This is a genomic window from Amycolatopsis sp. TRM77291, assembly GCF_054166285.1.
Genome location: NZ_JBSZHF010000001.1, coordinates 8,148,962 through 8,162,766, shown reverse-complemented (window position 1 = coordinate 8,162,766; position 13,805 = coordinate 8,148,962). Strand labels below are relative to the sequence as shown.

The following is a 13,805-nucleotide window of genomic DNA, read 5'->3' as shown; positions in this document are numbered from 1 at the left end:
TGATTTCCGCCAGGATCGCGTTCTGTTCGGCATCCGCCCGGCGCTTCAGGATTTCGAGTTCTTGTTTGCGGGCGTGCAGCGTCGCGGTGTCGACGCGCCACCACTCGGTGGACGTCCCCTGGGGTGCATCGTTGCTGGCCACGACACCTACATTACTCCGAATCGAACACCTGCGCTAGCTCGAACAGCCCAACGGAGAAATTGCCGAATAATGGCAACCGCGAAGGAGTCTTAAAGCAGCGAAGCGCATTCAAGCGCGCGAAGAACGCTCAATCACTCTCAAGTCCCGAAACCCGCAAAGTGATGTTCAACCGCCCTACCAACCCCAGCTCCGGATCGGCCGTCCCAGGCAAGATCCGGGGCACCCCGTGGAAGGCCAGCCGCGACTCGCCACCGAACACGAACAGATCCCCCGACCGCAGATCCACATCCGTATACGGCCGCCCGCGATCGACCGTGTTCCCGAACCGGAAGACGCAAGCGTCCCCCAGGCTCAACGACACGACGGGCTCCAGCGACGCCTCGTCCTTGTCCTGATGCAGCCCCATTTTGGCGGCGGAGTCGTAGAAGTTCACCAGCGCGATGTCCGGCTCGTACGTCGACGGACCGTAGGCGGCAGCGACGGCCCGGCGCCCGAGATCGCCCAGCCACGAAGGAAACGGCAGTACCGGCGAGCCGTCCGCGGTCACCTTCGAATACCGGTACGGATGCCAGTGCCAGCCGAGGCAGACCGTCCGCACCGACATGACACCGCCGTTGGGCAACCGCGTCTGCCGGTAACCACGCCAACCTCGGCACGCCTCGACCAGACGGCGTTGTTCGTCGAGGCCGAGCCAGTCGGGAACATGCACCGCACCGGGCGCGACTTCGGTTCGCGGGCGAGGGATCAGCGCGTCCACGCGTCGAGTGTGCCAGGACGCGCGCCGATGATCCGGTGGCCCCGCACGAGGACACCCGCCGCGGCGAACCAGAGCAGCACGGATCGGCCGAACCGAGGCCGGGACGGAGCATCCATGACTGTCACGGTCAAGCAAGCTGCCACAAACCGCCGGAAGTAGCCACCTTTCGGACTACTCCGATCGGCCGGTTGACCGCAGTGCGTTCACCCGGTCACCGTGCGAATTCGACCACCGTCACCCCGGCCCGCGCGGGTACCGGGTCGTTCATGGCCGCGAGTACGGCGGGGACGTCGTCGAGGCCGACCCGGTCGCCGATCATGTTTTCGAGGTCGATCCCGGCCGTCTCCACCACCCGCAGCATCTCGGGGTACTCGTGCGCTTGCAGCCCGTGGATGCCGACGATCTCCAGCTCCCCGCCGATCACCCGGTGCATCGGGATCGGCGCGACGCCCTGCGCGGGCGGCATCAGCCCGGCTTGGACGTGCCGTCCCCGCTTCCGAAGGCTGCCGATCGAGGCGGCGCAGGTGGTCGGCGAGCCGAGGCAGTCGAGTGACACGTGCGCGCCGCCGCCGGTCAGATCGCGGACGTGCGCCGCGACGGCTTCATGACCTTCGAACACGGACGGGTCGACGGCCGAAGAAGCCCCCATCCGCACGGCCAGCGCCCTGGCCTGCGGGGACGGGTCGACGGCGACGACCGACGCGCCGGCCGCGACGGCCAGCAGGATCGCCGAGACACCGACACCACCGCAGCCGTAGACCGCGACGTGCTGGCCCGGCCGGACCCCGCCCTGGCGCAGCACGGCCCGGAACGCCGTCCCGAAGCGGCAGCCCAGCGCCGCCGCTTCGGCCGCCGAGAGCGAGTCCGGCAGGGCCACGAGGTTGACCTCGGCGTTTTCGATGGCGACGTATTCGGCGAACGAACCCCAGTGGGTCGCGCCCGGCTGGAACTCGCGGTCGCAGATCTGCTGGTCACCGGCCGCGCACTGGGCGCAGGCGCCGCAGGCGCAGACGAACGGCACCGTCACCCGGTCGCCCGCCGACCAGCCGCGCACGCCCTCGCCGAGCGACGCGATCCGGCCGGCGAGTTCGTGCCCGGCGACGTGCGGCAGCTTCACCGACGTGTCGTGCCCCTGCCAGGAGTGCCAGTCGCTGCGGCACACCCCGGTCGCCTCGACGGCGATCACCACCCCGCCCGGCGGCGCGACCGGATCCGGCACCTCGCGTACCTCGGGCAGCACCCCGAACTCCTCGAAGACGACCGCCCGCACTCGCGCTCCTTAAGTGTCCCGGTTTCTCGGCATGACCATGCCCTCGCCGGGCACCGTACACCGGGCCGCCCGCCCTCGCGGCGGTCCCAGAAGCCGCGACAGGGACTCCGGCGGAACCCCGAGCACCTCCTCGAGATTCTTCAGCACCAGCAGGGATTCCGGCCGTTCCGGACGGCACCGGCCGGACTGCCAGTGGCTCAGCGTCGCGAGACTGACCGAGCACCCCCGCCCCCTGAGCCGGTACCGGATCCGATCGAGACCGAGGCCCCGCGCCCTGATCGCCGCCCTGAGGGCGTCCGCGAACGGCCCCGTCTCCAGCAGCCGCCTGAGTTCACGTCCTTCCGCCACCCCCCGGTCGATGGTGTGTGTCCGCTGACCGGTCATCTTCATCGCCTTCGTACGCTCGCTAGCCACCCGGAATAGCGCAGCCTAGGCGCGCGATCACATGATCGGAAGGGTCTTCGATCACCTATCGGCGCGGCAGGCGGGTGACGTAATTATGCAGAGACGTAGGGAAAATTCCCACCCCAGCCGATACCGGTCCACAGTGGACATGGTTCAGCGCAGCGCGACCGACAGCGCCTGCGCGATCTCCTTGCCGATCGCGTGGGTCGCCGCGTCCGGCGGCGAGCCGACCTTGACCACCATCGGGCCGCCGAACGGCTGGCGCTCGACCACCTCGATCCGCTCGCCGAGGCCGATGGAGTGCTCGGTGAGGTAGCGCAGGAGCTCCGGATCGGTGTCCCAGACGCGGACGATCTCGCCGACCGCGCCGGGCGGGAGGTCGTCGAGGATGCGCATCGGCATCTCCTCCACGCTGCCGTCGGGCGCGGGGATGGGGTCGCCGTGCGGGTCTCGTACCGGGTTGCCGAGTTTCGCGGCGATCCGTTCGACGAGCCTGTCCGACACGGCGTGTTCGAGCGCGTCGGCCTCGGCGTGGACCTCGTCCCAGGTGTAGCCGAGTTCGGACACCAGGTAGGTCTCGATCAGCCGGTGGCGGCGGAGCACGGAGCGGGCGAGCAGCCTGCCGTCGGTGGTCAGCTCGATCCCCCGGTACGGGACGTGCGCGACCAGCCCGAGCTGGGACAGCTTGGTGACCATGCCGGACGCCGACGACGGGCTGACCTCCAGCCGTCCGGCCAGCGACGTGTTGGTGACGGCCTCACCGCGTTCCACCAGCCCGTAGATCACCCGGACGTAGTCCTCCACGGACGACGACCTGCGGCTTGCCCCTTCACCCATGCGTGCGAGTTTACGGCTTGCCGCTCCGCTGCGACTCACCCAGCGTGCGGTCGCCAGCGGTACCGGATCCAGCCGGGGACGGGGTCGGCGCCGAGCTGGGCGTAGAACGCCTCGCCCTTCTCGTTGCCCTCCTGCATGTCCCATTCGACCCGGCCGGGCGACCGCGCGGCCAGTTCGTCGAGCAGCTCCCGCCCGAGGCCGAAACGGCGGTGTTCCGGGCGGACGAAGAGGTCGTCGAGCCAGATCCCCGGCCGGGCCTCCCAGGTGGAGAAGTTCCAGCTGCAGAAGGCGAACCCCGCGATCTTGCCCGGTTCACCCGGAGGGGTGGCCAGCAGCACCCAGGCCTTCGGGTCTGGTCCGAAGAGGAACCCGGCCATCTCCTGCCTGTCGAGCTTCAGATCGTGTTTGTCCTCGTAGACCGCGTGCTCCTCGATGAGCGCGCAGATCTCCTCGATGTCGTCCGCGACCGCGTCCCGCACCGGCATGGGTCTCAGCTCCGTTCGTAGACGATGTCGCCGCCGACGGCGGTGGCGACGACGTGGATCGAATCCAAAGTGGACTCGTCGGCCGGGTCGGCCGAGAGGACGGCGAAGTCGGCGAGCTTGCCGATCTCCAGCGTGCCCAGGTCCTTCTCGGCGAAAGCGGCGTACGCGGATCCGTACGTGTACGCGCGCAGGGCTTCGGTGGGTGTGAGCCGCTCGTCGGGACCCAGCACGACCCCGGACGCGGTCTTCCGCCGCACCATGTCGGCCAGCGCGAGCAGCGGCGCGCCCTCGACGACCGGGCGGTCCGAGCTGGCCGGGAGCACGCATCCCGCGTCGAGCAGGCTCTTGAGCCGATAGCACCACGGCTCGCGCTCGGGGCCCAGCGCGGCCCGCATGCCGTCGCCGATCTCGTTGACGAACCGGCCCTGTGGCGAGGCGATGAGCCCCAGCGACGCCAGCCTCCGCAGCTCCTCGGGCCGCAGCACCGCGCAGTGCTCGATGCGGTGCCGATGATCGGGCCGCGGGTCGGCCTTGAGCGCGGCCTCGTAGGCGTCGAGGACGACGGTGATCGCGCGGTCGCCGATGGCGTGCGTCGCGATCTGCCAGCCGGCCTTGTGCGCGGCGGCGATCGTCCTGGCGATCTCCTCCTCGGGCACCTGGAAGTAGCCGACGTTGTCCGGCTCGCCCGCGAACGGCTCGTGCATCGCGCAGGTCCGGCCGATCAGCGATCCGTCGGCGAACAGCTTCATCGCGCCGATCCGCAGCCATTCGTCGCCGAATCCGGTGCGCATCCCCAGGTCGAGACCGAAGCCCGCCCCAGCGTCGAGGTCGTGGAGCACGCTCGCGGCGACCATCACCGTGCTCCGTACGCGCAGCACCCCGCGTTCGCGCGCCAGCTGGTACGCGGCGAGTTCGGCGGGGGTCTCCCCCACGAGGCCCCCGCCGATCCCGGCCTCCTGGACACTCGTGATGCCCTCGGCCAGGTACCGTTCGCTCGCCCTGTCCAGCCCGCGGACGACCCGTTCCACCGGCGTCGGGTAGGTCAGCGGCCGCAGCAGGAGCTGGGCCTGCTCGCGCAGCAACCCGGTCGGCGAACCGTCCTCGTCGCGGACGACGTCGCCGCCGACCGGCACGTTCGCCAGGTCCAGCCGCTCCAGGACCGCGGAGTTGACCACGGTCATATGGCCGGAAGTGTGCTTGAGCCGCACGAGATGCCCCGGAGCGGCGCGATCGAGCCCCTGCCGCGTCGGATGACCGCCGTCCAGCTTGTTCTGGTCGTAGCCGCTGCCGATGATCCAGCCACCCGGAGGGGTTTCGGCCGCACGCCGCGCGACGGCGTCGTACACCTCGTCGACGCTGCGGCAATCCGAGAGGGCCACGTCGTCGAGCGCCATGCCGAACCAGGCCATGTGGTTGTGCGCGTCGTGGAATCCGGGCACCACCACCGACCCGCCGAGATCCACGCGTCGCTTCGCGGAAAGTGCGGCCGCATCGTCGCCCAACGCGACGATTCGTCCGTTCAGTACCGCAAGCGCTACGGATTCCTCCGTCCCGGTGAGGAACTGGGCGTTCTCGTAGACCGTGTCGACCCGCATGGATTCGACTCTATCGATCGATCGATCGGTCGTCTAGGCTCGACGGCATGAGCACCGTGGACTACGCACTCGACGACGGAATCGCGGTCATCTGGCTGAACCGCCCCGAACGGCTCAACGCGGTGGTCGCCGAACTGGTCGACGACCTGCTGGAGGCGATCGACGCGGCCGCCAAGTCGGACGCGCGCGCCGTCGTGCTGGCCGGCCGGGGACGTGCGTTCTGTGCCGGTCACGACCTCAAGGAACCCACCCCGCCGGGGGATTCACGCCCGCGGCTCGACCGGCTACAGGACGTGACGCGCCGCCTTCGCGGGCTGCGCCAGCCCGTCATCGCCGCGGTCCACGGCTACGCGATCGGCGCGGGCGCCGAGTTCGCGATGGGCTGCGACCTGATCCTCGCCGCCGAAGACGCGGTGTTCGCCTTCCCCGAGGTCTCCCTCGGCCTGAGCGTCACGGGCGCGGCGTCGCGGTTGCTGCCGCTGCTGGTCGGCCCGCTGAAGGCCAAGGAGCTCCTGCTGCTGGGCGAACGCGTGAGCGGCACCGAGGCGGCCGGGCTCGGTCTGGTCAACGCCGCCCTGCCCGTCGACGACCTGATGGACACCGCCCTCGACTGGGCGGCCAAGATCGCCGCGCATCCGGCGGCGGCGGCCACGATGGCCAAACGCGCCCTCGATTCCGGTATCGACAGCTCCCTCGACGCCGCGCTCGAACTGGAAGTCAGCCACGCGCTGATCACCGAGCACTCCGCCGAGGTCGCCGCCTCGGCCGAGGCGTTCCGGAGCCGGTCATGACCTCGCTCGCCGGAATCGACACCCTCCTCGGCCTGACCACCAGGGCCGCCGCGCTCTGGCCGGACAGGACGGCGTGGATCTTCGACTCCACCGGGGAGAGCTTCACGTTCGCCGACGTCGACGCGCGCAGCACCGAGTTCGCCCGCGCGCTGCTGGAACTCGGCGTGGAACCGGGTGACCGGGTCGCGGTGATGCTGCGCAACCAGCCCGAGTTCCCGTTGCTGTGGCTGGCCCTGGCCAAGATCGGCGGGGTCCTCGTCCCGGTCAACACCGGATACCGCGAGTTCGACGGCGCCCATGTGCTGCGGCATTCCGGTGCCAGGTTCGCCGTCGCCGCCGAGGAATTCCTGGAGCTGCTGCACACGATCGCGCCGGAGACCTCGCTGGAACGCGTGCTCACGCCCGGCGAACTCACCGGCTCCGGTGCCATACCGGTCTTCGCGAGTGAAGCCGAGCGCCCGGTCAACATCCAGTACACCTCGGGAACGACGGGCGCGCCCAAGGGTTGCGTACTGCCGAACCGGTATTGGACGACCCTCGCGATCGGCCTGGCCACGGACTACCCGTCGGTCGGCGCGGACGACGTCATCCTGACCGCGCAACCGTTCCATTACATCGATCCACAGTGGAACGTCGCGCTGGGGCTCGCCGGCGGCGCGACCCTGGTGGTGCTCGACCGCTTCCACCCGTCGACGTTCTGGGCCAAGATCCGCGAACACGGCGTCACCTGGTTCTACTGCCTCGGCCTGATGCCCACCCTCCTGCTGCGCCAGCCGGAAAGCGAGCTGGACAAGGCACACCAGGTCCGCGCGATCTGCGCTTCGGCGATCCCGCGCGACCTGCACGCCGCGCTCGAAGCACGCTGGGGCACGCCGTGGTACGAGGCCTTCGGCATGACCGAGACCGGCGGCGACATCCGGATGCACCCGGCGGATCACGAGGAGACCGTCGGCACCGGCTGCCTCGGCAGGCCGACGCCCGCCCGCGAGGTGATGATCGCCGGCGAGGACGGGAAACCCCTGCCGCGCGGGGAAACCGGTGAGCTGCTGATCCGCGGCGTCGGCCTGATGCACGGCTACCACGACGATCCCGAAGCGACCAGGCGCGCGTTCGACGGCGGCTGGTTCCACACCGGCGACCTGGCCACAATGGACGGCGAAGGCCGTGTGTACTACGTGGGCCGCACGAAGGACATGATCCGCCGCAGCGGCGAGAACATCTCCGCGGACGAGGTCGAACGGGCACTGCAACTGCATCCCGCGGTCAAGCTCGCCGCTGTCATCGCGGTGCCGGACGACATCCGCGGTGAGGAGGTCAAGGCGTACATCGTCCTCGACGAAAACGAGGGACACCGGTGCGAACCGGCCGAACTGGCGGAGTTCTGCTCGGCGAAACTGGCCTACTTCAAGGTTCCCCGCTTCTGGGTCATCGTGACGGAACTGCCGATGACACCGTCGGAACGGGTCGCGAAGGGCGAGCTCAAGAAGGCGGGCGGCCTGCGCGCCGGTTCCTGGGACAGGACCACCGAGGAATGGTTGTGAACACCCGCGACCGGGTCCGCCAGGCGGCGGTGAAACTGTTCGCCGCCAAGGGGTTCCACGGCACCGGCATCCGGGATCTGGCGCAGGAGGCGGAGCTGTCGTCCGCCAGCCTGTACCACTACATGGGCACCAAAGAGGATCTGCTGGTCGCCATCATGAACGAGTCGCTGCGGCGCCTGCTCGACGCGGCCGAACGGGCGACCGCCGGGCTCGCCGATCCCGTGTCACGGCTCGGCTCCCTGGTGGCGCTGCACGTACTCGCGCACGCCATCCAACCGGATGACACCCGCGTGGTGGACAACGAGGTCCACGCGCTCACCCCCGGCGCCAGGGCCGAGGTGGTGGGGCTGCGCGACGCCTACGAAAGGCTGTGGGCGGACGCCATCGAGGACGGTGTGAAGGCGGGCGTCTTCCACACCGACCAGCCTTCGGTCACCCGGCTGGCACTGGTGGAGATGTGCAGCGGTGTCGCGCGCTGGTATTCGCCCGCGGGCCCGCTCACGCTGGATCAGCTGGCCGCGCATTACGCGGAACTGGCGCTGCGGGCGCTCGCTTGTGAAGGCAGGCTGGAGGTCGACGCGCTGCAAAACTGCCGTGAAGTGGTCTCGGGAGTGTGGCGAGTGCCCGTTTAGCGGCGACTCATACCCCGTACGCCTTGCTCAGACGGCTTCTCTGGGGGACGCTCAAAGGGTGACTGAGGAGCAAACGATCCAACTCGAACTGGACGACTCGGGTCTCTCGCCGGCGTTGCCGGTACCTTCGAACCCCCGTGATCAGGTGCAGGACGTCCCCTACCGCCCGGTGGGATTCCGGGACGACGACCTGCCGACGGCCCTCGAACGGTGCGCGACATGGCTACGCCAGGCTCAGGAGTGGCTCGGGGAACCGGTCGACGTGCTGGCCGTCCATCTCGACTACGACGACCGCAAGGGTTCGCCGTACTACGACGTGAAACTTCTCTGCAACGAGGAGGACCTGGCCGGGGTCCCGATCGCGATGCGGAACCAGAAGGAAGACTAGAGAAAGTCCGTGAAGGCCTCCTTCCCTACCTTGAGCGTAGGGAAGGAGGCCTTCACGGCATGTCCGGCAGGCTCAGCCCAAGGTGCCGCCGACCTTGACGTGCCCCTTGAGCAGGTTGCGCGCGATGGTCCGGCGCTGGATCTCGTCGGTGCCCTCGTAGATCCGCAGCAGCCGCAGTTCGCGGTACCACCGCTCGACCGGCAGTTCCCGCGTGTAGCCCATCCCGCCGTGGATCTGCAGGACCCGGTCGACGATCTCGTTCGCCTTCACGCCGCCGTACAGCTTCGCCATCGACTGCGCGTGCCGCGAGTCCAGCTTCTGGTCGACCTGCCAGGCGGCGTGCAGCACCAGCCAGCGCAGGGCCTCCAGTTCGGTGCCGGAATCCGCGATCATCCACTGGATGGCCTGGCGCTCGGCGATCTTCTGCCCGAACGTCTCCCGCGTGTTCGCGTGCTCGATGGCCATGGAGATCAGCCGTTCACAGGAGCCGATGGCGCGCGCGGGCAGCAGGTAGCGGCCGGCGCCGATCCACTGCATCGCCAGGTCGAAACCGTGGCCGAGCTCACCGAGGATCTGCGTCTCCGGCACGCGGACGTCCTCGAAGACCAGCGACGCCGGGCCCCATTCGCCCATGGTATCGATGTATTCGGACTTCCAGCCGGCGTCGCGGTCGACGAGGAAACAGGTGACGCCGCCGTTCGCGCCCTTCTCCGGGTCGGTGATCGCGAAGACCATCACGAAGTCGGCCTCGTTGCCGCCGGTGATGAAGGTCTTCTCGCCGTTGATGACCCAGTCGGTGCCGTCCTTGCGGGCGGAGGTCCGGATGGCCTTCGCGTCCGAACCCGCGCCGGGTTCGGTGATCGCGAAGCACGACTTGCGTTCGCCCGAGATCGTCGGGAGCAGGTAGCGCTCCTTCTGCTCGTCGTTGGCGTAGTACAGGATGTTGTCCGCGCTGCCGCCGAAGCGGAACGGCACGAAGGTGCGGCCGAGCTCGGCCTCCAGCAGCGCGGTCATCACCGCGGACAGACCCATGCCGCCGTACTCCTCGGGCGTCTGGACCCCCCAGAAGCCGGATTCCTTGGCCTTCAGCTGCAGTTCGCGCAGCTCGTCGGCGGTCAGGCCGGGCTGACCGGCACGTTCGCGGCGCAGCACCTCCTGCTCACGCGGCATGAGGTCGCGCTGGACGAACGTGCGGACCCAGTCGCGCACCTCGCGTTCCTCGACGCTCAGAGAGAAATCCATGGTCAGCCCGCTCCTGTTCGACAGTGACCTAGCGCTGACTAAGCGCTCGCTTAGTCCAGGGTACCGCTTCGGTTGTCGTTCGCCGAGGAGTTGTCATAAGTTTTCGCAACCTGTCCCCATCCCGTCGAAGGGCACCCATGAGCACGGAAGCACCCGCGGCGAAGCGGGATCGCACCCATTACCTGTACATCGCCGTCATCGTGGCGGTGGCGCTCGGCATCGCGGTCGGCATCCTGTTCCCGGCCCTCGGCAAGGAACTGAAGCCGCTCGGGACCGGGTTCGTGAACCTGATCAAGATGATGATCTCGCCGATCATCTTCTGCACGATCGCGCTCGGTGTCGGCTCGGTGGCGAAGGCCGCGAAGGTCGGCCGCGTGGGCGGGCTCGCGCTCGGCTACTTCCTGATCATGTCGACGGTCGCGCTGGTCATCGGCCTGGTGGTCGGCAACATCCTCCAGCCCGGCACCGGGCTGCACCTGACGCCCGAGATCGCCGAAAAGGGACAGGACCAGATCGCCAAGAGCGAGGGCACCGTCGACTTCCTCCTCGGGATCATCCCGGAGACGCTGGTCTCGGCGTTCACCGAAGGCGAGGTGCTGCAGACACTCCTGGTCGCGCTGCTCGCCGGGTTCGCGCTGCAGAAACTGGGCACGAAGGGCGAGCCGATCCGCCGCGGTATCGAGCACATCCAGCGGCTCGTGTTCCGGATCCTGGCGATGATCATGTGGGCGGCCCCGGTCGGCGCGTTCGGCGCGATCGCCGCCGTCGTCGGCGAGACCGGCTGGAAGGCGCTGCAGAGTCTCGCGGTGATCATGCTCGGCTTCTACATCACCTGCGCGTTGTTCGTGTTCGTGGTGCTCGGGCTGATCCTGGGCCTGCTCGCCAGGGTCAACATCTTCAAGCTGCTGCGCTACCTCGGCCGCGAGTTCCTGCTGATCCTGTCGACGTCGTCTTCGGAGTCGGCGCTGCCGCGGCTGATCGCGAAGATGGAGCACGCGGGGGTCTCGAAACCGGTCGTCGGCATCACCGTGCCGACGGGGTACTCGTTCAACCTCGACGGCACGGCGATCTACCTGACGATGGCCTCCATCTTCATCGCGGACGCGCTCGACAAACCGCTGAGCATCGGCGAGCAGATCTCCTTGCTGGTGTTCATGATCATCGCGTCGAAGGGCGCGGCCGGGGTCACCGGCGCGGGACTGGCGACGCTGGCGGGCGGGCTGTCCTCGCACCGGCCGGAGCTGGTGGACGGCGTCGGGTTCATCGTCGGAATCGACCGGTTCATGTCCGAGGCCCGGGCGCTGACGAACTTCGCGGGCAACGCCGTCGCGACCGTGCTGATCGGCACCTGGACCAACGAGATCGACCGCGAGCAGCTGGACCGGACGCTGGACGGCCGATCGCCGTTCGACGAGGCGACGCTGCTCGACGAAAACGGGAGTGATGCCAGTGCGGGATCAGGTAGAAAGGAGACGTGATCGAATGCGCGGTCCGCTGGTCGGAGCCCCTTCCCGCCGAACCCCGGTTCCTGGCCCTGCTCGATGAGCTGGAGCAGGGCCGGTACGGGAACTACCGCCAGGACATCGACAAACGCCGGTTCCTGACCGGCCGCGTGCTGGCGAAGACGGTCGCCGCCGAGCGGCTCGGCATGGCCGTCGAGGACGTGGGCTTCGACGCGACCTGTGACGACTGCGGCAAACCGCACGGACGGCCCAGGGTCCCCGGCGCGCCGCTGATGCTGTCGATCTCCCATTCCGGCGACCTCATCGGCGTCGCGGCCACCGCGGGGACGCCGGTCGGCCTCGACGTCGAGACGGCCACCAGGCGCGCCGAGGACTCGCTGATGGAGTACGCGCTGACCCCCGCCGAGCTGGCCGCGATCGCCGGGCTGTCCGACGACGAGCGCACGACGGCGTTCTTCACCTACTGGACACGCAAGGAAGCGGTCATGAAGGCCACCGGGAAGGGCCTCAAGATCCCGCTGCAGAGCATCACGTTCTCCGGCTACGACGAGCAGGCGCGGCTGGTGCGGTCGACCCACGACGCCCTCGACCCGGCCCGGACCCGCCTCGCGGACCTGAAGGCGGCCGAGGGCTACCGGGCCGCCGTCGCGCTGATCACCTCGGACGACATCTCGGTCACCGAAGACTTCACGCCCCTCTGACCCTCCCGCGTTTCGTCCTCTGGATGCGGTAGTTGCACGCGCAAGTACCGCATCCAGAGGANACCTGAAGGCGGCCGAGGGCTACCGGGCCGCCGTCGCGCTGATCACCTCGGACGACATCTCGGTCACCGAAGACTTCACGCCCCTCTGACCCTCCCGCGTTTCGTCCTCTGGATGCGGTAGTTGCACGCGCAAGTACCGCATCCAGAGGACGAAACGCGTCAGATCTCCAGGCCCATCGCGGCGAGCAGGGTGCGGAACTTCGCCGAGGTCTCGTCGAGTTCGGTCCGGGGGTCGGAGGCGGGCACGATGCCGCCGCCGGCGTACAGCCGCATCGAGGTGCCGGCGATCTCCGCGCACCGGATCCCGACGGCCCATTCGCCGTCCCCGACCGCGTCGACCCAGCCGACGGCGCCCGCGTAGTACTCGCGATCGAACGGCTCCAGCTCCTGGACCAGCGACCGCGCGGCGTCGGTCGGCGTGCCGCAGATCGCCGGCGTGGGATGCAGGGCGGCGGCGAGGTCCAGCGCGGTGACGTCCTGGTCGATCAGTTCACCCGTGACGGTGGTCGAGAGGTGCCAGATCGCCGGCGTGGAGACGAGCTCCGGGCCGCGGACGTCGAGCGTGCGGCAGAACGGCCGCAGGATCTCGACGACGGACTCGACCACGACGGCGTGCTCGACGTGGTCCTTTTCGGACGCCAGCAGCGCCTCACCATTCGCCTTGTCGATCACCGGGTCCGCCGACCGGGGCATCGACCCGGCATGCGGCCGGGAAACGACGGCGCCGCCGGTGCGGGAGAGCAGGAGTTCGGGAGTGGCGCCGACGAGCGTGCGCCCGCCGGGCAGCTGCGCGGCGTACGTGGTGTGCCGGGGGTTGCCGTTCGCCAGGTTCCGGACCACCGCGGCGGCCGGGACGGCCTCGTCGAAGTCGAGATCGAGCGCGCGGGCCAGGACGACCTTGCGCAGGTCACGGTCGCTCAGCGCCGAAACGGCCGCGCGGACGGCGGCCAGATGCGCCTCCGGTTCGGGCACGGGGGTGACCTTGACCGGCTGCGGGAGCGCGGTCCGCGGCGGGACGGCCGCGTGATCGGACGACGCGCGGTGGACCGCGCGCGGGAGCACCAGATGCCCCGGTGTCGACGTGGTGCCGCTGGTGTCGAAGGGCAGCGCGCCGACCGCGATCGAGGCACCCGAGTCGGTGAACAGCCCGGGGAGCATCCCGGACAGCCGCGACGGCTCGGTGTCGGTCGCGGTGGCCACGACGCCGCTCGCGAGGAGCGCGTGCCGTGCCGTGGCCAGGAGGAAGTCGCCCCGCTCGTAGCGGGCGGCCAGGTCTGCCGGGGTCGCCGGTGCGGTACTGGTCGTCACCCCACCAGCGTCCCAGGCTCCGGCTGAGACCAGGGGAAAGTGTTGCCCGGGCAACAGCCTCTCAGGCAACACCTTCCCCCGGACAGCCCGTGACCTGGGCGGTGTCTCTCAAAAGCGCGCTGCCGGATTTCCGTAGCCGGGCCGCGGCAACGGCTGTCACTCACCCAGCCATGTCGGCGGCCCGCC

At 69.3% G+C, this 13,805-nt stretch carries 15 protein-coding genes and 1 pseudogene (1 of these 16 cut by a window edge); 6 read left to right on the top strand and 10 right to left on the bottom strand.

Annotated features, from left to right (window positions below):
* The 8 genes and pseudogenes from ACXIZN_RS38305 to ACXIZN_RS38270 all read right to left on the bottom strand — a co-directional run.
* Positions 1–7 (bottom strand): annotated as a pseudogene (locus ACXIZN_RS38305) (HNH endonuclease signature motif containing protein); its annotated part reaches 158 nt to the left of the window's first position; the annotation flags it as partial.
* Positions 8–269: 262 nt separating this feature from the next.
* The gene (locus tag ACXIZN_RS38300) at positions 270–899 is read right to left on the bottom strand and encodes an alpha-ketoglutarate-dependent dioxygenase AlkB family protein (protein WP_457959685.1); all 630 of its coding nucleotides are present in this window, start codon (positions 897–899) and stop codon (positions 270–272) included.
* Positions 887–1,015 carry a hypothetical protein gene (locus ACXIZN_RS38295; protein ID WP_321183062.1) on the bottom strand — a complete coding sequence of 43 codons (129 nt, stop codon included), beginning with the start codon at positions 1,013–1,015 and terminating at the stop codon, positions 887–889. Before ACXIZN_RS38295 ends, ACXIZN_RS38300 begins: the two co-directional genes overlap by 13 nt.
* A 95-nt stretch (positions 1,016–1,110) precedes the next feature.
* On the bottom strand, positions 1,111–2,169 hold the full coding sequence (locus ACXIZN_RS38290; RefSeq protein ID WP_457959684.1) for an alcohol dehydrogenase catalytic domain-containing protein: 1,059 nt from the start codon (positions 2,167–2,169) through the stop codon (positions 1,111–1,113).
* 9 nt (positions 2,170–2,178) lie between these two features.
* Positions 2,179–2,559, bottom strand: coding sequence for a transcriptional regulator (locus ACXIZN_RS38285; RefSeq protein ID WP_192744139.1), 381 nt, complete (start codon positions 2,557–2,559; stop codon positions 2,179–2,181).
* 168 nt (positions 2,560–2,727) lie between these two features.
* Positions 2,728–3,411, bottom strand: coding sequence for a metal-dependent transcriptional regulator (locus ACXIZN_RS38280; RefSeq protein ID WP_192743702.1), 684 nt, complete (start codon positions 3,409–3,411; stop codon positions 2,728–2,730).
* A 35-nt stretch (positions 3,412–3,446) separates the two neighbouring features.
* On the bottom strand, positions 3,447–3,896 hold the full coding sequence (locus tag ACXIZN_RS38275) for an N-acetyltransferase family protein (protein ID WP_457959683.1): 450 nt from the start codon (positions 3,894–3,896) through the stop codon (positions 3,447–3,449).
* Between the two features lie 5 nt (positions 3,897–3,901).
* On the bottom strand, positions 3,902–5,491 hold the full coding sequence (locus ACXIZN_RS38270) for an amidohydrolase (protein ID WP_457959682.1): 1,590 nt from the start codon (positions 5,489–5,491) through the stop codon (positions 3,902–3,904).
* A 47-nt stretch (positions 5,492–5,538) separates the two neighbouring features.
* On the opposite strand from ACXIZN_RS38270, the gene ACXIZN_RS38265 reads away from it, so the two are divergent.
* Genes ACXIZN_RS38265 through ACXIZN_RS38250 form a run of 4 tightly spaced genes read left to right on the top strand, consistent with a single transcriptional unit; the run spans position 5,539 to position 8,843 of the window.
* The gene (locus ACXIZN_RS38265; protein WP_457959681.1) at positions 5,539–6,282 is read left to right on the top strand and encodes an enoyl-CoA hydratase/isomerase family protein; all 744 of its coding nucleotides are present in this window, start codon (positions 5,539–5,541) and stop codon (positions 6,280–6,282) included.
* Entirely contained in the window at positions 6,279–7,823 is a 1,545-nt protein-coding gene (locus ACXIZN_RS38260; RefSeq protein WP_457959680.1) for an ATP-dependent acyl-CoA ligase, read from the top strand. The genes ACXIZN_RS38265 and ACXIZN_RS38260 overlap by 4 nt, the downstream gene beginning before the upstream one ends.
* The gene (locus ACXIZN_RS38255) at positions 7,814–8,455 is read left to right on the top strand and encodes a TetR/AcrR family transcriptional regulator (protein WP_457959679.1); all 642 of its coding nucleotides are present in this window, start codon (positions 7,814–7,816) and stop codon (positions 8,453–8,455) included. Before ACXIZN_RS38260 ends, ACXIZN_RS38255 begins: the two co-directional genes overlap by 10 nt.
* Positions 8,456–8,513: 58 nt before the next feature.
* Positions 8,514–8,843 carry a hypothetical protein gene (locus ACXIZN_RS38250; protein ID WP_126730571.1) on the top strand — a complete coding sequence of 110 codons (330 nt, stop codon included), beginning with the start codon at positions 8,514–8,516 and terminating at the stop codon, positions 8,841–8,843.
* A 72-nt stretch (positions 8,844–8,915) separates the two neighbouring features.
* Here the strand turns inward: ACXIZN_RS38250 and ACXIZN_RS38245 are convergent, their stop codons facing one another.
* Positions 8,916–10,085, bottom strand: coding sequence for an acyl-CoA dehydrogenase family protein (locus ACXIZN_RS38245; protein ID WP_126730569.1), 1,170 nt, complete (start codon positions 10,083–10,085; stop codon positions 8,916–8,918).
* Between the two features lie 137 nt (positions 10,086–10,222).
* Between ACXIZN_RS38245 and ACXIZN_RS38240 the strand changes: the two genes are divergently transcribed.
* Both ACXIZN_RS38240 and ACXIZN_RS38235 read left to right on the top strand, forming a co-directional pair.
* On the top strand, positions 10,223–11,563 hold the full coding sequence (locus ACXIZN_RS38240; RefSeq protein ID WP_457959678.1) for a cation:dicarboxylate symporter family transporter: 1,341 nt from the start codon (positions 10,223–10,225) through the stop codon (positions 11,561–11,563).
* A complete protein-coding gene (locus ACXIZN_RS38235; RefSeq protein ID WP_457959677.1) occupies positions 11,560–12,249 on the top strand; it encodes a 4'-phosphopantetheinyl transferase family protein in 690 nt (229 codons plus the stop codon). Before ACXIZN_RS38240 ends, ACXIZN_RS38235 begins: the two co-directional genes overlap by 4 nt.
* 221 nt (positions 12,250–12,470) lie before the next feature.
* Here ACXIZN_RS38235 and ACXIZN_RS38230 read toward each other — a convergent pair whose 3' ends face one another.
* Positions 12,471–13,619, bottom strand: coding sequence for an isochorismate synthase (locus ACXIZN_RS38230; RefSeq protein ID WP_457959676.1), 1,149 nt, complete (start codon positions 13,617–13,619; stop codon positions 12,471–12,473).
* Positions 13,620–13,805: the final 186 nt, after the last annotated feature.